The sequence below is a fragment of the Saccharomonospora cyanea NA-134 genome (assembly GCF_000244975.1).
In the GTDB taxonomy this organism is placed as follows: Bacteria; Actinomycetota; Actinomycetes; order Mycobacteriales; family Pseudonocardiaceae; genus Saccharomonospora; species Saccharomonospora cyanea.
The window spans coordinates 2,598,773-2,612,747 of the sequence record NZ_CM001440.1; the positions used below are offsets into that span (position 1 = coordinate 2,598,773).

General features: G+C 67.5%; 17 protein-coding genes and 1 pseudogene. 9 read left to right on the top strand and 9 right to left on the bottom strand.

Translation table 11 applies throughout. The features are described from left to right. Nucleotides 1-150 precede the first annotated feature (150 nt). Nucleotides 151-663, top strand: a complete 513-nt coding sequence (locus SACCYDRAFT_RS25830) for a Clp protease N-terminal domain-containing protein (RefSeq protein ID WP_005456500.1) — start codon at nt 151-153, stop codon at nt 661-663. Here SACCYDRAFT_RS25830 and SACCYDRAFT_RS26355 read toward each other — a convergent pair. After that, nucleotides 640-1,137: a hypothetical protein gene (locus SACCYDRAFT_RS26355; RefSeq protein ID WP_157606501.1), complete on the bottom strand. Its 498-nt coding sequence runs from the start codon at nt 1,135-1,137 to the stop codon at nt 640-642. The two genes, SACCYDRAFT_RS25830 and SACCYDRAFT_RS26355, sit on opposite strands and share 24 nt — an antisense overlap. A 171-nt stretch (nt 1,138-1,308) precedes the next feature. Between SACCYDRAFT_RS26355 and SACCYDRAFT_RS26620 the strand changes: the two genes are divergently transcribed. Continuing rightward, the gene (locus SACCYDRAFT_RS26620; protein WP_197322145.1) at nt 1,309-1,521 is read left to right on the top strand and encodes a hypothetical protein; all 213 of its coding nucleotides are present in this window, start codon (nt 1,309-1,311) and stop codon (nt 1,519-1,521) included. Nucleotides 1,522-1,544: 23 nt separating this feature from the next. Here SACCYDRAFT_RS26620 and SACCYDRAFT_RS12225 read toward each other — a convergent pair whose 3' ends face one another. Then, nucleotides 1,545-2,120 (bottom strand): recombinase family protein, encoded by a 576-nt coding sequence (locus tag SACCYDRAFT_RS12225; protein ID WP_197322146.1) that lies wholly within the window; start codon nt 2,118-2,120, stop codon nt 1,545-1,547. Between the two features lie 545 nt (nt 2,121-2,665). Here SACCYDRAFT_RS12225 and SACCYDRAFT_RS12230 point away from each other — a divergent pair. After that, complete coding sequence (locus SACCYDRAFT_RS12230; RefSeq protein WP_005456501.1) at nt 2,666-3,178, top strand: DUF3291 domain-containing protein; 513 nt, start codon at nt 2,666-2,668, stop codon at nt 3,176-3,178. A gap of 114 nt (nt 3,179-3,292) precedes the next feature. Further along, the gene (locus SACCYDRAFT_RS25835; protein ID WP_232283852.1) at nt 3,293-3,820 is read left to right on the top strand and encodes a recombinase family protein; all 528 of its coding nucleotides are present in this window, start codon (nt 3,293-3,295) and stop codon (nt 3,818-3,820) included. Between the two features lie 206 nt (nt 3,821-4,026). Here SACCYDRAFT_RS25835 and SACCYDRAFT_RS12235 read toward each other — a convergent pair whose 3' ends face one another. Continuing rightward, nucleotides 4,027-4,965, bottom strand: a complete 939-nt coding sequence (locus SACCYDRAFT_RS12235) for a GlxA family transcriptional regulator (RefSeq protein WP_005456502.1) — start codon at nt 4,963-4,965, stop codon at nt 4,027-4,029. 196 nt (nt 4,966-5,161) lie between these two features. Between SACCYDRAFT_RS12235 and SACCYDRAFT_RS12240 the strand changes: the two genes are divergently transcribed. Genes SACCYDRAFT_RS12240 through SACCYDRAFT_RS12255 form a run of 4 tightly spaced genes read left to right on the top strand, consistent with a single transcriptional unit; the run spans nt 5,162 to nt 6,841 of the window. After that, nucleotides 5,162-5,593 (top strand): type 1 glutamine amidotransferase family protein, encoded by a 432-nt coding sequence (locus SACCYDRAFT_RS12240; protein ID WP_005456503.1) that lies wholly within the window; start codon nt 5,162-5,164, stop codon nt 5,591-5,593. Beyond that, on the top strand, nt 5,590-6,057 hold the full coding sequence (locus SACCYDRAFT_RS12245; protein ID WP_005456504.1) for a DUF2269 family protein: 468 nt from the start codon (nt 5,590-5,592) through the stop codon (nt 6,055-6,057). The genes SACCYDRAFT_RS12240 and SACCYDRAFT_RS12245 overlap by 4 nt, the downstream gene beginning before the upstream one ends. Before the next feature lie 2 nt (nt 6,058-6,059). Beyond that, nucleotides 6,060-6,356: a hypothetical protein gene (locus tag SACCYDRAFT_RS12250; RefSeq protein ID WP_005456505.1), complete on the top strand. Its 297-nt coding sequence runs from the start codon at nt 6,060-6,062 to the stop codon at nt 6,354-6,356. Continuing rightward, a complete protein-coding gene (locus SACCYDRAFT_RS12255) occupies nt 6,353-6,841 on the top strand; it encodes a DUF6010 family protein (RefSeq protein WP_005456506.1) in 489 nt (162 codons plus the stop codon). Before SACCYDRAFT_RS12250 ends, SACCYDRAFT_RS12255 begins: the two co-directional genes overlap by 4 nt. Before the next feature lie 431 nt (nt 6,842-7,272). On the opposite strand, the gene SACCYDRAFT_RS12260 is transcribed toward SACCYDRAFT_RS12255, so the two are convergent. The 5 genes and pseudogenes from SACCYDRAFT_RS12260 to SACCYDRAFT_RS12275 form a co-directional block, all read right to left on the bottom strand. Continuing rightward, complete coding sequence (locus SACCYDRAFT_RS12260; RefSeq protein ID WP_005456508.1) at nt 7,273-7,518, bottom strand: hypothetical protein; 246 nt, start codon at nt 7,516-7,518, stop codon at nt 7,273-7,275. A 242-nt stretch (nt 7,519-7,760) separates the two neighbouring features. Further along, entirely contained in the window at nt 7,761-8,183 is a 423-nt protein-coding gene (locus tag SACCYDRAFT_RS12265; RefSeq protein ID WP_005456509.1) for a hypothetical protein, read from the bottom strand. A 705-nt stretch (nt 8,184-8,888) separates the two neighbouring features. Beyond that, nucleotides 8,889-9,857, bottom strand: coding sequence for a bile acid:sodium symporter (locus tag SACCYDRAFT_RS26625; RefSeq protein WP_043537242.1), 969 nt, complete (start codon nt 9,855-9,857; stop codon nt 8,889-8,891). 216 nt (nt 9,858-10,073) lie between these two features. Next, nucleotides 10,074-10,376, bottom strand: a pseudogene (locus tag SACCYDRAFT_RS26900) (MerR family transcriptional regulator); the annotation flags it as partial. A 232-nt stretch (nt 10,377-10,608) separates the two neighbouring features. Beyond that, entirely contained in the window at nt 10,609-11,580 is a 972-nt protein-coding gene (locus SACCYDRAFT_RS12275; protein WP_005456513.1) for a GlxA family transcriptional regulator, read from the bottom strand. Nucleotides 11,581-11,701: 121 nt separating this feature from the next. Here SACCYDRAFT_RS12275 and SACCYDRAFT_RS12280 point away from each other — a divergent pair, with 121 nt between their 5' ends. Then, nucleotides 11,702-12,331 carry a cysteine hydrolase family protein gene (locus tag SACCYDRAFT_RS12280; protein WP_005456514.1) on the top strand — a complete coding sequence of 210 codons (630 nt, stop codon included), beginning with the start codon at nt 11,702-11,704 and terminating at the stop codon, nt 12,329-12,331. A gap of 134 nt (nt 12,332-12,465) precedes the next feature. Here SACCYDRAFT_RS12280 and SACCYDRAFT_RS12285 read toward each other — a convergent pair whose 3' ends face one another. After that, nucleotides 12,466-13,914 (bottom strand): MFS transporter, encoded by a 1,449-nt coding sequence (locus tag SACCYDRAFT_RS12285; protein ID WP_005456516.1) that lies wholly within the window; start codon nt 13,912-13,914, stop codon nt 12,466-12,468. Between the last annotated feature and the right edge of the window lie 61 nt (nt 13,915-13,975).

Consider the following 13,975-nt stretch of genomic DNA (forward strand, 5'->3'; position numbering starts at 1 on the left):
ACCACACCACCATCAGTGGTCCACCCGCCGCTAACCCACAGAGCAGCTAGGCCAACCTTTGGCATGATTGAGCGCATGGGGTACAGGTCGCCATCACCGGTGTTGAACGACCAGCGAGGGCGCGGGACACGACGGAACTCGGAGTGATCAATGTTCGAAAAGTTCAGTGCGCCAGCGATAGAAGTGCTCCGCATCGCGATGCTCGACGCGAAAGAGAAGCGCTGCGCGCACGTCGATGTCGCCCACCTCGCCATCGGCCTGGGACAGGCTACAGGCATCGCCCTGGCTGCCCTGAAAGACCTGGGAGTGTCTGAGAATTTTATAGCCGAAGGACAAAGCAACTCATGGCCAGAGCAAGCCGCCGAGCATGACCCGGTGACCTACTCAAACGATGCTAAGAAGCTGTTCACCAAGGCGCGGACACTGAGTGAGAGCGACGGCCGCGATATGATCGACACTGGTCACCTGTTGACTGCGATGACAGCCCACGGATATGCGGCACTGTCGCAAGACCATCTGCGAGGGCAGGAGTCGCTGGAGGAGGCTCTCAACCGCGCACGAGCGATGCTCTCGGAAGAGAGAGTAGCAGACTTCTGGTGCCGGAGAACAATTACCCGGCACCAGAAGCCAAGTGCGCCTCTATCCGCAGTTCTGCTCGTTTAGCTGGTCGTATGCTGCGGCAGTCGCCGGTGAGCCGCCGTATGGGATGACTTGCCCGCGCCCGATCACCCGAAAGTCGTGGATCCCAGTACCCGCGCAGTTGTAGTTCTGAAAACTACTGTGGCTGCTGGTGTTGAACCTAATATCAGACGGCAGGGTAGCCATGGTTTCCCACCCGTACCAGCGACTCCGTTGAATCTCGATGCTGTGCTCGATACTCGCAACAGCGAAGTTACATCCAGTGATGACGTCGCCGTCGATGAAGTTCCCAACGCGAGAAATCAGCACCGTCAAACCACATCCTGTCGGATATTGGGTTGGAGAAACGGAGCCGTCAGGGTTCTGCTTGAAATAGAAGGTGGACTGGTAGACGAGTTCTTCGTCGTTGCTCGCCGTTTCTTGACTTGCGAGTGCCGCGCCACTCGTCGCAAAAAGTGACGCAATCACCATGGCGATAACAAGGAAGGGTCTTCGCATCTACTGTAATACCCCCATCACTAGTTCGAGTGAATCCCAAAAGTTAGCGGCGGCACCGGACGTTGGTAAATACGCCAAGCGGGTGGACGTCTCGACGAATCTGCGGCTGGCGCGGCATTGATTCGGTTGGTCGGGGTGTCTGCGCCCACCGCCATATGACCGCGGAGGCTCTTGCCGTTACGAGCGTTCAACGGTGCTGCCGATACCAGCTACAAGCTCGACGCCGAGGTCGTCGACACTCAACCCGCCGGCGATGTCGACATCCTGCTCGACGGCATCCCGCAGGCTGCGGCTTGGCTGACCGGGGTGGCTGAGCACGAGCGCGACCAGTCTGTCGGACGGGTGCTGCCCAGTCATGTACACAGCTCTCACCACCGGGTGTGAGGAGCAGCCGACCAGCCCTCCCGCTAAACGCCAGAGGGCTGGTCGGACTTGTTGAGATAGCCGTAGACCGTGCTGCGGGGCACGGTGAACAGGTCGGCGATCTCTTGGACGGTCTTCTCGCGTGCGTCGTAGAGCTGCTGGGCCAGCTCGGCCTGGTACGCGGTGAGCTTCGGTCGCCGACCGCCCTTCCGGCCACGGGCGCGGGCCGCCGCCAGGCCCTCGTGGGTGTTGGCCACGATGAGGTCGCGCTGGAACTCGGCGACGGCGGCCAGCATCCGGTAGACCATCCGACCTTCAGCGGTGGTGGTGTCGATGCCCTGCTCCAGGAACCGGAACGCGACGTCGCGCCTGCGGAACTCGTCCAGCAGTGAGACGAGATGCGCGGTCGAGCGCCCGACTCTGTCCAGGCGGGTGCATACGAGCACGTCTCCAGCGCGCAGCACCTTGTTCACCACGTCCCACTGTGGCCGGGAGGACTTCGCGCCGGAGGTGTAGTCGACGTAGATGTTCTCCTCGGCGACGCCGGCGCGGATCAGCGCGTCGCGCTGGGCGTCGGGGTTCTGGTCGCCGGTGGACACGCGCATGTAGCCGATCTCCATCAGCGTGACAATAGTCGATCACACCGTTTGCCGACGTTGTTTGTCGACGCGAGTTGTCGACACGGGTCACCTGCGAAAACGCTCGGCTCGTCCGAGGTGTCGGCAAACGACCGTTTCCCGACACCCAAACTCAGTCCGGCGCTGGGGTGATAGCTACGCACGCAGGGGTAAACCTACTCATCAGTTACTTTGCGGCTCAGGACAGCTTCGGGAGTTCCGGGCCCACCAGGGACTTTCTACGCCCCATGTTTCGCGCACGCGATACGTGAAACAGAAACACGACACGCGAAACTAAAAACTTACGTGCCACACAATGGATGTTATGTGGCACGTGGTCTCGCGTAGGGACAGGCACGCCCACAGCGTCCCGGTGAGAGGCCGTGGCTGCCTGGTGCCGCGAGCACCGCACCGGCCGCTGCGCATCGGCGCCACCCTCTTCTGAGCACCAGCCCGCCACGACACCCGTACGCGAGCGGATCGCCTTGCGGCCGCCGTGACCACCGAGTCATGGCGAGCGCGCTCGATGATCGGGCAGACTGTCGCGCATGCCGTTCGAACTCGCCCAGGTCAACGTCGCCCGGCTCTTGGCTCCGCTGGATGATCCGCAGTTGGCCGACTTCGTGGCCGCACTCGAACCGGTCAACGCCGCAGCAGACGCAGCGCCGGGCTTCGTGTGGCGGTTGCAGACCGACGAGGGCGACGCCACCGCGGTGCGCGCGTTCGACTGGGACGTCGGCGACAGCGCCGGGGTGATCGTGAACATGTCGGTGTGGCGCGATGTCGAGCACCTGACGGCGTTTGTCTACGGCGAGCTGCACCGCCAAGTCCTCAAGCGGCGCCGCGAGTGGTTCCAGCGCATGAGCACCGCTTACACCGCCTGCTGGTGGGTGCCGACCGGGCACCGGCCCACCACCGATGAAGCCGAGGACCGCATCCGCCATCTGCGTATCCACGGCCCCACCCCGTATGCCTTCACGCTGCGCAACAGCTACCCGCCGCCAGACACCGAGGACAGCGGTCAGGCCGTGCGCGGGGCGGACCAGTTCTGCTCGGCTTGAGCACGCTACAAGTAGCCGCAACTGAGACAGCTCTCGCCGATCGCCACGGCCGCAGGGTGGAGCCACGAGCGCTGCTCCACCGCTGAACAGGACCTCACCGCCCAACGCGGCCGGCTGACCGAACTCGGCGACGCCGACGACCGGAGCCATCTCGACCACGGTCTGACCGGCACCAAGCGAGCACGCCCCGGTTTGGATCAGGCCCTGGCCGCCGTCCGAACTGGCGACACCCTCGTGGTGCCCAAGCTCGATCGCCTTGCTCGGTCGGTACCCGACACGCGAGCCATCGGCGGCCTGGCCGAGCGCGGCATCACGCTCTCGCTGGGGCAGGTCTACGACCCGGCCGACCCCATGGGCAGGATGTTCTTCAACGTCCTGGTCACCCTCGCCGAATTCGAGGTCACCCTGCTGCGTATGCGCACCCGCCAAGGCACACTCCGCGGCGAACAGCCAAGCTCAGCCCCAAGCAGCAGGCCGAGCCGCACCGGATGCACGCCAGCGGCGACTACTCGATCACCGATCTCACCGAGCTGTTCTCCGGCTCCGGGCCGACCGTCTACCGCACGCTCCAGCGAGGCCGGTCTTCCCGGACAGCGGGCCACTCTGTCGGTCCTCAGCCCGGATACCTCGTATCCGGGCTGAGTTTCGGCGAGTCCTACGGCGACTCCCAGCAGACTGAGACGAGCACCGCGGCAACGGCGATCACACACCGGGAGTGCGTGGCCGAGGTACCGGAAACCCGGCGAGAGCGATCATGGTCGGCTGACACACCGGCCGGAACCCCTGGGCGCAACGCAACAGCCATCGGCGCCGGGTGAGCGGATCGGCGGTGGCTGCGAGCCACCGGTTCAGCTGAAGGTGCGGCGGTAGGTCTGCGGGCTGACGCCGGTGATGCGTTTGAAGCGGTCGCGGAACGTGGTGGGCGAGCCGAAACCGACCTGGCCGCCGATGCGCTCCACGGAGTGTTCCGTGGTTTCCAGCAGGTGCTGTGCCTGGCGGATGCGGGCCCGGTGGAGCCACTGGAGCGGGGTGGTGCCGGTCTGTTCGCGGAACCGCCGGATCAGGGTCCGGATGCTGGTCCCGGACTGCGCGGCGATGTCGGCCAGGGTGAGGTCGCGGGCCAGGTTCTCCCGCAGCCAGGCGAGTAACGCCTCCAGTTCGGAGCCCTGCGGCGCGGGGTCATGGTCGTGGATGATGAACTGCGCCTGACCGCCCTCGCGTTCGAGCGGCATCACCGACAGGCGGGCGGCGTCGGCGGCGACCGCCGATCCGTAGTCCCGGCGGATCATGTGCAGGCACAGGTCCAGGCCGGCGGCCGCGCCGGCCGAGGTGAGGAACTGGCCGTTGTCGACGTAGAGGACGTCCGGGTCGGCGTCGACGTTCGGATGGAGGGCGGCCAGAAGCCCGGCCGCACGCCAGTGGGTCGTGACGCGCAGCCCGTCGAGGAGTCCGGTGGCGGCCAGGGGGAAGGTGCCCGCACAGATGGAGGCGATCCGGGTGCCGTCGGCGGCGGCCGACCGCAGCGCGTCGCGTACGGCGGGGGAGAGCGGGGCCGTGGGATCGGTGACGCCCGGCACGATGATCGTGTCCGCGTCCGGGAGGCCATCCAGCCCCCAGGGGGCACGCAGGGCGAAGACTCCGGCGTCGACCTCGTCGTGCTCGGCGCACACCCGGACCTGGTAGCCCGGCCGCCCGTCGGGCAGGCGGGTCCGCGAGAAGACCTCGATCGGGGTGGACAGGTCGAACGGGATCACCTGCTCCAGCGCGAGAACGGCGACTGTGTGCATGGCCAGAACCTGCCTCCTCACCGCAGGACGGATCCGGACTGATATCCGGGCAGCCCCATGTCATCGCACTTTCACAGCTCTCGAAAGCTCGTGGCAATTTCCCGTTGAAAACTGTCACTCATGCCACTGGCCGGTCGGACTGGCAAGAGGTTGACTTCGGCGCGTCGGAGAGAAATCGATCCCGAAGGAACACCCCATGCACATCCAGGTTGTCTTGTGCGGCGGTTTCGACCCGCTCGGTGTCGCCGCCCCCGGCGAGATGCTGCACGCCGGTGGCATGGCATCGGACGGCGCGGTGACCGTCGAGCCGGTCGCCACGGAGGGCCGCCGCGAGGTGATCAGCGACACCGGGGGGCCGGCGCTGCGCACCGCAGGCGCCCCCGGCCGAGAACGGGCGGACATGCTCCTGGTGCCCGGCGCCTCCGGCAGCATGGGCGGACCCGGCGAGGTGACGGAGGAAGGGGTGGGCATCGGCGAGTGGCAGCAGGCCACCACCAAGCCCATGCGGCTGGACCCGGCGTTCGACGTGATGGTCGACGACACTCTCGGGGGCACGTCCCGGGCCGACCGCCTTCCGGTCTCGAAGGTCACCGGTGAGCGCTGGACCGCCTGGGAGCGCCAGGCGTGACCAAACTCTTCCTGTCCTTGCACGTCCTGGCCGCCATCATCGCCGTCGGCCCCGTCACCGTCGCCGCGAGCATGTTCCCCGCGACGCTGCGCCGCGCCCTCGGTGACGCCGATGCGGGTGACGCCCGGACGACGCTGCGGACACTGCACCGCATCTGCCGGGTCTACGCCGGTGTCGGCATCGCCGTCCCCCTCTTCGGCTTCGCCACGGCCAGCAGCCTCGGCGTCCTCGGCGACGCTTGGCTGATCACCTCGATCCTGCTCACCGCGGCCGCCGTCGGTGTCCTGGCCCTGCTCATCCTGCCCGCCCAGGACCGTGCCCTGGCCGAGGTGACGGGTCCCCCCACGCCGTCGGCTCCCCTAAGGCCGGGCCGACTGGCCATGTTCACCGGCGTCTTCAACCTGCTGTGGGCCACCGTCACCGTGTTGATGATCGTCCGCCCCGGCTCCACCACGGGAGTGTGACCATGCCTCTCCGGTCTCCGCGCCCCCTGCGCATCGCGGCCCACGCCGAGCTGATCTCCCTGGTCGTGATGCTGGCCAACATGTTCACCGTCCACCTCCCACCCGTTTCGTCCCTGATGGGCCCCACTCACGGCTGTGCCTACCTGTTCGTCGTGATCGCGACATGTCGCCTCAAACAGACCCCGGCCGCCGTGAAGGTCCTGGCCCTCGTTCCGGGCGTCGGCGGGCTGCTCGCGCTGCGACAGCTCGACCGCGGCGGTTCGGCCCGCGCCCAGGAGAAAGAAGTCATCCCCTCATGAGCCTCGTGTCACCGGTGATCGTCGGCATCATCTACTGCCTGCTGATGTCCCTGATCAAAGAACCGCACCGACGTCGCTTCAACGCGATCATGGTGGGCGGAGCCGGCGCCGCCTATCTGAGCGGGGGCGGATTCGGCCCGTGGGAGCTCCCGTTCGTCGCGCTCATGGCCTACGTCGCCTACCGCGGCCTGGAGTCCTGGACCTTCATCGGCATCGGCTGGCTGCTCCACACCGCATGGGACATCGCCCACCACCTCAAGGGCAACCCGATCCTGCCGTTCGCCCACGACACGTCCCTGGCATGCGCCATCTGCGATCCGGTCATCGCCCTGTGGTGCCTCCGCGGAGGACCTTCCCTGATCGCGCTCGTCCGCGGCTGGTTCAGGCCCAGCCCGGCAGCGGACCACGCGCACGATCACGTCTCTGCCCTTCCTGAGCAGACCACACCGGCACCTGACGGTCAGGCCGGGAGCCGGAAGGCCTGATCGAGACCCGGGCGCTGTTCGAAGACGGCACGGAGAGATGCGGAACAAGTCCGGGACGATCCCGTCGGGCTTCGGTCGTTGCTCATTTCGAGGCGGTGGCCCGGTTTTCCGCCGGATCAGGACGTGCGCGGACGAGTATTCGACGTGGAAGGAGGCGTGGACCAGCATCCACCACGACGGCTCGGTGACCATCGGTGCACACCTGGCGCCGTAGCCGCTCACGACCCTCACCCGGACGAACCGGGCTTTCCCCGGTAGTTACTTGTCTACGCCCCTGAACCGTTACACACCGGTCTGCGTGAACCAAGGCGGCATCCCGACCGCGCCCCCTCACACCAGCCCGCCTACCAGCGAAAACACGACTCCTCGCTCTCGGGGCATCGCAGTGCGCGACGACGTTCAATCACCCACACCCGGGCGAGATCGGGAGGCTACGGCCAATACAGCGCCTCATTCCACTTCGGACGACCTCGTTCGGCGCGGCGCAGTATCGCCTCGGGATAGAGCTGAAGGTTGTCCAGGCGGGTGTCGTGGGTGGTGACGGTTCGGTGGCCGCCGAGGCAGACCGCGTGGCATACGCACACAGGTGGGTCGAACAGGGTTTCGATACCGGCGTGGGCCTTGAGGGCGGCGGTCTGGTCCAGACCGAGGGACGAGGTGGACCCGGGCGTTTCCACAGCACCCGGCAGGTGCAGTCCCGAGCGGGGGTGGCGGCATCCAGTCGCTCAATGCGTTCCTGGTGAGTGCGCCGTTGCGGGTTCCCCGGCGGACGTCGCGTTGCCGTTGTCTCCACAGGCCAAGCCCGAAGCCATGAAACAGCGGTCTTGAAAAGAGAGCTGCCCAGGCGATCGACCGTCGCCTGGGCAGCTGTCAGAACGTCCTCAGTTCGTGGAAGGTGGGCTCGTTGTTCGAGAGCGGGTCAGGGCGGCCACGAGGACCCGCTGGGGCCGTTCCCGCTGATCGAGGTCTGGCACGGGCCGGGGAAGGACTCGCTGCCAAGGGTGGCGATCGTCTGCCGGGTGACGTACCTGCCGTCGGAGAAGAAGACATACCAACTCCTTCCCCTCGGCAACTCGACGTATTTGTCGGCCGCGGGCCGGTCGGTGTGCCCGTAGGAGCGGTTCGGGTAGAAGTAGATCCGCAGGTCCGGCGGGGCGTTGTCGGGCAATTCCCACGAGAACCAGCCGTTGTCCCTCCAGATGGTGCAGTCGTCGCCGTAGATGTGCGGACTCCAGTCCAGCTGTGTCTCCTTCTCCGCGCCGGCGGCCGGAACAGCGAGCAAGCAGGCGAGTGCCGTGCAGCACAAAGCCAGACCTGCCCGCGCAGCCTTGATCAGAGTCATGAACATTCCTCTCGTCCGGAACAGCGACCTCGTCGGTCGTCCCAGCGTCACTCGTGCCCCGTGGCTGGTACCAGAGCTACGCGCCGGGATCCTCCGCCCGATAACAGGTTTCACGTGTCCGGTGGCTACGCCTGCACCCTGTGACAGCCGAACTCCGAACTCGCTTCCCGCGAACGGATTTCGTGCTTAACCCCAACGGCTATACCACTGCTGCCTCGACCCCCCGCTGTGACAAAGGGCCGGTGCGGCTATCTCCCGTCACACTTCCTGGTCGCGGCGAACACGGCCACGGACGAGTATTCGGTCTGGCAGGAGGAGTGAGCCAGCATCCACCACGACGGGCCGCGGCCAGCGCAGTAACGAGTACCTCGGCGGCGGGCAGACCAAATCCTCCGCCATCGAACGCGATCGCCGACCTCGAGACACTGAACCGAACGACCACGGAAGCGACCGGCAACGACGAGACCGATTCAACCCTCACCGAGAGCGCTGCGGACCTACGCGGACGAGCAAGATCCAGCGGAGTCTGTTCCACCCGGACCGCTACCGCGTGGTCCTGTCCGACCAGCGCAACTGCGGGCGTAGCGCTCCTTCGGCGGCCGCCCCGATCGTCGACCTCACGGCTAACACGACGGTCAAGCCGGTGATGTTGATCGGTCCGGACCTCCCGGCCAGATCACTCAGGCGGGGTGCCGACAGCGGTGCTCACTGGCCGGGCGGCTGTTCGATGCCGGCGGGGGCAGGCAGTAGCCGGGGCACCACCCGGACGTAGACCACCATGCCCACCACCTCCACCAGGGTCTGGGTGACCACCACCACCGCGGCGACCGCGAGCTGATCGGGGAGTGCCAGGGCCAGGGGCAGAACGACCAGCGAGTTGCGGGTCGCGCCGGTGAACACGATCGCCCTCCCGGCCGGAACGTCCAGCCGGAACAGGCGAGCGACGGCGAGTCCGGCAATGGCCATGGCGACCAGGAAGAGCACGTAGAACGGCACGACATGGGCCACCGCGGCCAGGTCGTCACCCAGCTTGGGTACCTGGGAGGCCACCACCGTCAACAAGGTCGCGGCCATCAGCGGGACCATCGTCGTGCCCACCGCGTCGGCGACCCGCTGACCCGTTGCCCTGCGCGCGGCCCAACCCTGGGTGAGCCAGGCCAGGGTCAGCGGGATGACGATGAGCACGACGAACGCCTCGACGAACGGGCCGATCTCGACGACGTCGGCCAACTCCGCGCCCAGGAACAGCAGCAGATAGCCGGGCAGCAGCACCATCTGCACAACCAGCAGCAACGGCGTTGCCGCGAGCAGTCGTCTGCTGCTGCCGCCCGCCAGACCGCTGAAGGCGATGACGTAGTCCACGCACGGCGTCAGCAGGACCAGCAGCACTCCCAGGCGCACGGCCCGGTCGGCGGGCAGGAAGGCGAACATCGCCGCGACCACCAGCGGCACCACCACGAAGTTCACCACCAGCGCTGCGGCCAGGAACCGGCCGGACCGCAGGGAGCGGCCCAGCTCAGCGGCAGGTACCTGCAAGAACGTCACATACAGCAGAGCCGCGAGCACCGGAGTGAGGACGTGCTCCAGCCCCGGTCCCGCACCGGGGGCACCCCAGCCCAGCAGGGCCCCGGCCGCCAGCGCTCCCACGTAGACGGCGACCTGGTGGCGTTCCATCCTTGCGACCAGGCCGGATGCGGGTGACAACGTCGGTGCTCCTTGCGGGGTTGTGTGATGGCAGGCCGGACGCGGCGGCGGGGGAGTGGTCAGGCTGGGGTGAACAGCTCGGCCAGCAGGGCGGAGCCCTCGGCAGGGGCGCGGACCTGGGAGGCGCAGCACCGGGCCGTCCAGCTGCAGGAGGAAGTCGAAGAACGGGCAGCACTGCTGCTCGGAGGCGACCAGCTCCGCCGTGCGCCGCTCGACCTCCGCGATCCGGGCGAAGACCCGGGGCCGCAGGTCGGCCTTCACGTCCTTGCAGGCTCCCGACTCCCACACCCGCAACAGCTCGGCGATCTCCTCCAGCGGCAATCCCAGCTGCTTGGCCGTGCCGATGAATGCCAGCCGCTCCACAGCGTCCTCGCCGTAGACCCGGTAGCCGGCCGGAGTCCGCGCGGCGGGCAGCAGCCCCGCAGTCTCGTAGAACCGCAAGGTCGTGGCCGGAGTACCGGTGCGTTCGGCCAGTTGGGAGATCCGCATCGTGCTCACCCCACGACGGTAGACCTTCGACCCGGCTTGAAGGTCAACCCTGCTTGGCGGTCCCGGCTCACCCGCGTCTGGAGGCCCCGATCTGTCCGTCGAGGACACCGCCACGACCGGACTCGGCCCATCGCGACGGCGCCCGTATCCGACGTGAGCGACCGGACGTACTCCGACGAGTCTTTCCGTGTCCCCTCGCCCTTCCGGCAGCTTCGCGCGGGCGCTGCTGGGGCTAGGCGAGGCGTCGAGCTTCCTGATCGCCGCGGTCGGTGAAACGGTATCGGTAGGACGTGGGCGTGGTCGCGTAGTGTGCGACGAAGTTCTGCCGGAAGGTGACCGTGCTGGCGAATCCGCAGACTTCGGCGATGCGGGAAACGGGCCAGGTGGTCGTCTCCAGCAGTCGGCGGGCCTCGTCGAGTCTGCGGGTGAGCACCCACCTGGCCGGGCTCATCCCGGTCGTCTCGTGGAAGCGGCGGGAGAAGTTGCGCGGGCTCATGCGTGCGCGGGCGGCCATAGCGTCGACGGAAAGACGCTGATCGAGGTGGGCGAGCGCCCATTCGATGGTCTCCCCGATGGGGCCCGTCGCGTGACCGAGGACAGGACGGTCGATGTACTGGGCCTGGTCGCCCTCCCGGTGTGGTGCGATGACGAGGTGGCGAGCGACAGCAGCGGCCGCGGCGGATCCGAGACGGGTGCGGACGACGTGAAGGCAGGCATCGAGAGCAGAGGCCGTACCGGCTGAGGTGAGCACATCGCCGTGATCCAGGTAGAGGGCGTCCGCGCGCACGTCGACAGCGGGGTAGCGTTCGGACAACCGGGAGGCCGCGGCCCAGTGCGTGGCCGCCGCGCGATTGTCGATCACGCCGCTTGCCGCCACGGGAAACGCGCCCAGGCACAGCCCGGCGATCACAGCTCCACGTTCGTGTGCGGCGCGGATCAGGCCGACGAGCCGCTCGTCCGGTTCCGGGAAGTCATCGGGCCAAGACGGGAAGACGAGCAAGTCGGCCGAGTCCGCCGCTCCGGCCCCGGCGAGATCGTCGATCACGATCCCTTCCTCTGTACGAACGGGACACCCGTGCGCGCTCCACACCGTGGTGCTCCATCCCGTCGCCAGACCCTGCCGGGACACTTCGCCGAACACGAGCAGCGGCGCGGCGAGGTGGAACGCGGTGATCTTCTCGAAAGCGTGAACGGCGATGCGCAAGACTTGTCCTGATTTCATCGAACATCTGCTTCTCTGCCACTCACTGTAATGCCCTTTCCGAGGCGAGGATGGGTTCCGGCGCTGTTATCCACGCCGCACCCGTCCGACCAAGGAGAACACCATGAACGCCCCACGCCGGGCCCTCGTCCTCATCGACGTGCAGCAGGAGTACTTCGGCGGACCACTGTCCATCCAGTACCCGCCTCGCGACGAATCGCTCGCCCGCATCCTGCGCGCTGTCGACGTCGCCGAGCAGGCGGACGTGCCCGTCGTGATCGTCCAGCACGAGTACCCCGCCGGTGCCCCGGTCTTCACGGCGGGCTCTGCCGGCTGGGAGCTCTCCCCGGAGGTCGAGCGCCGCGCAGGAGTGGCGTCGAAGCGCGTGGTCAAGAGCTTCTCCAGCATCTTCGCCGCCACCGACCTCGCGGAATGGGCGCGGGAGAACGAGATCGACACGCTGACCCTGGTCGGCTATATGACCAACAACTGCGTCCTCACGTCCGCTGCCGCGGCCGAACCCCTCGGCTTCCGAGTCGAGGTGCTCTCGGACGCGACCGGCGCCATCCACCTCGCCAACGACGCGGGAACGGCACCGGCACGGCAGGTCCACGAGACGGTGATGACGCTACTGCACTCGAACTGGGCCGCGGTCACCGAAACCGAGACGTGGGCCTCCGCCGTCCTCGCCGGGCGCGACCTTCCCAAGAGCGACCTCGTCTCCTCGGCCACACAGGGCCGCGCCGCGCTCTGAGTCGAGGGCGGTCCCCGCGTGAGGGCTTCTCCGCCAGGCTTCGACGTGATGCCCGGCCGCTCCACTCGCAGGGACGAACCTGACAACGACGTTCGGCGGGCCCCGGACATGATCTGGGGCCCGCCTGCCGTTCGTCAGGCTGCCGTTGTGCTGCGGGTGGTCGTGGTGCCGTGTTGCTCGGTCTCGGTGACCGGCCGGGCGTTGAGAGTGACGAGGGCGAGTGCGCCCGCGGTAACGAGCAACGCGGAGGCGACGGCCAGCGCGGTGCTGTATCCGGTGACAAGGGCGGCTCCCGCGGTGTCCCCGGCGTGCTCGGGCCCGGCGGAGACGGTCGCGGCGATGCCGGCGAGCACAGCCAGACCGAGAGCGACGCCGACCTGCTGAGCGGAGTTGAGCAGGGCCGAGGCGATCCCGGCCTTGTCCGTGTCGACGCGGTAGACCGCGGCTTGTGTGAGCGCGAGGACACCTGATACGAAGCCGAACCCGAGGACGAACATCGCCGGCGCCAGAGGCAGCCAGTAGCCCGTATCGACGGTGATCGTGGAGAACCAAAAGGCGGCCGCAGCGCTCAGCAGTGCACCGAGGGCGGCGACCAGGCGTGGCGCGGCACGCAGCAGCAGCTTCGGGGCGATCCCGGCGCCGAGCACGAGTCCGGCGGCGAACGGTAACCACGCCGCCCCTGTCTGCATCGGGCTGAACTGCTGAACCTTCTGCAGGTAGAGGGTGATGACGTAGAGAGTTCCCATGGGGCCGATGGCCAGCAGCAGCATGGTCGCGTAGGCCCCGGTGCGGTTGCGGTCCCGGAACAGGCTCAGCGGAACCAGCGGACTGTGACTGCGGGCCTGCGTGGCGACGAACACCGCGAGAAGCGCCGCGGCCACGCCGACGAGTGTGAGTGCGAGCGGGTCGGTGAGTCCGTCCTCACCGAAACGGGTGATCGAGTACACCAGCGCGACCATCCCACCGGTGCCCAGTACCGCGCCCGTGATTCCGAGTTGACCCTCATGGCTGTCGGCGGAGACCAGGGTACGGCTGCCGAGCAGGACGAGCAGGCCGATCGGGACGTTGACGAAGAACACCCACCGCCAGCCGAGGGTGCCGGTCAGCACACCACCGAGCAGCAGGCCGATCACGACGCCCAGCCCGGACATCGCCCCGTACAGCGACAACGCCCTGTCCCGGGTCTTGCGCTCGGAGAAGGTGGTGGCGATCAACGCCAGGGCATTCGGTGAGGCCAGCGCAGCGCCCAACCCCTGCACCGCCCGGGCGCCGACGAGCATCGCGGCGTTCTGCCCGAAACCGCCCACCAGCGAGGCGAGGACAAAGATCGCGATGCCGGTCTGCAGGGTGCGGCGCCGCCCCCACAGATCACCGATCCGGCCGCCCAGGAGCAAGAGGGCACCGAAGGCGAGGATGTAGGCGTTGACGATCCAGGGCAGGTGCACCGGGTCCACGCCGAGTGCCTGTTGAATGCTCGGCAGCGCGATGTTCACGACCGAGTCGTCCAACACCAGCATCAACTGCGCGGTAGCGATCACCAACAGCGGTATCAACACTCTCCGCCGTTCCGCTTTCGTCGTCACACCGACTCCTTCACATGGTCTGGGGAAGTCTGTTCCGGCACTCGGGGCAGTTGGCTCACCG

Excerpts from the sequence above, each read along its gene's own strand:
- SACCYDRAFT_RS25830 (WP_005456500.1), top strand. The coding sequence starts at position 151 with ATGTTCGAAAAGTTCAGTGCGCCAGCGATAGAAGTGCTCCGCATCGCG.
- SACCYDRAFT_RS26355 (WP_157606501.1), bottom strand. The coding sequence starts at position 1,137 with ATGCGAAGACCCTTCCTTGTTATCGCCATGGTGATTGCGTCACTTTTT.
- SACCYDRAFT_RS12225 (WP_197322146.1), bottom strand. The coding sequence starts at position 2,120 with ATGGAGATCGGCTACATGCGCGTGTCCACCGGCGACCAGAACCCCGAC.
- SACCYDRAFT_RS12230 (WP_005456501.1), top strand. The coding sequence starts at position 2,666 with ATGCCGTTCGAACTCGCCCAGGTCAACGTCGCCCGGCTCTTGGCTCCG.
- SACCYDRAFT_RS12235 (WP_005456502.1), bottom strand. The coding sequence starts at position 4,965 with ATGCACACAGTCGCCGTTCTCGCGCTGGAGCAGGTGATCCCGTTCGAC.
- SACCYDRAFT_RS12240 (WP_005456503.1), top strand. The coding sequence starts at position 5,162 with ATGCACATCCAGGTTGTCTTGTGCGGCGGTTTCGACCCGCTCGGTGTC.
- SACCYDRAFT_RS12250 (WP_005456505.1), top strand. The coding sequence starts at position 6,060 with ATGCCTCTCCGGTCTCCGCGCCCCCTGCGCATCGCGGCCCACGCCGAG.
- SACCYDRAFT_RS12255 (WP_005456506.1), top strand. The coding sequence starts at position 6,353 with ATGAGCCTCGTGTCACCGGTGATCGTCGGCATCATCTACTGCCTGCTG.
- SACCYDRAFT_RS12265 (WP_005456509.1), bottom strand. The coding sequence starts at position 8,183 with ATGACTCTGATCAAGGCTGCGCGGGCAGGTCTGGCTTTGTGCTGCACG.
- SACCYDRAFT_RS26625 (WP_043537242.1), bottom strand. The coding sequence starts at position 9,857 with ATGGAACGCCACCAGGTCGCCGTCTACGTGGGAGCGCTGGCGGCCGGG.
- SACCYDRAFT_RS12280 (WP_005456514.1), top strand. The coding sequence starts at position 11,702 with ATGAACGCCCCACGCCGGGCCCTCGTCCTCATCGACGTGCAGCAGGAG.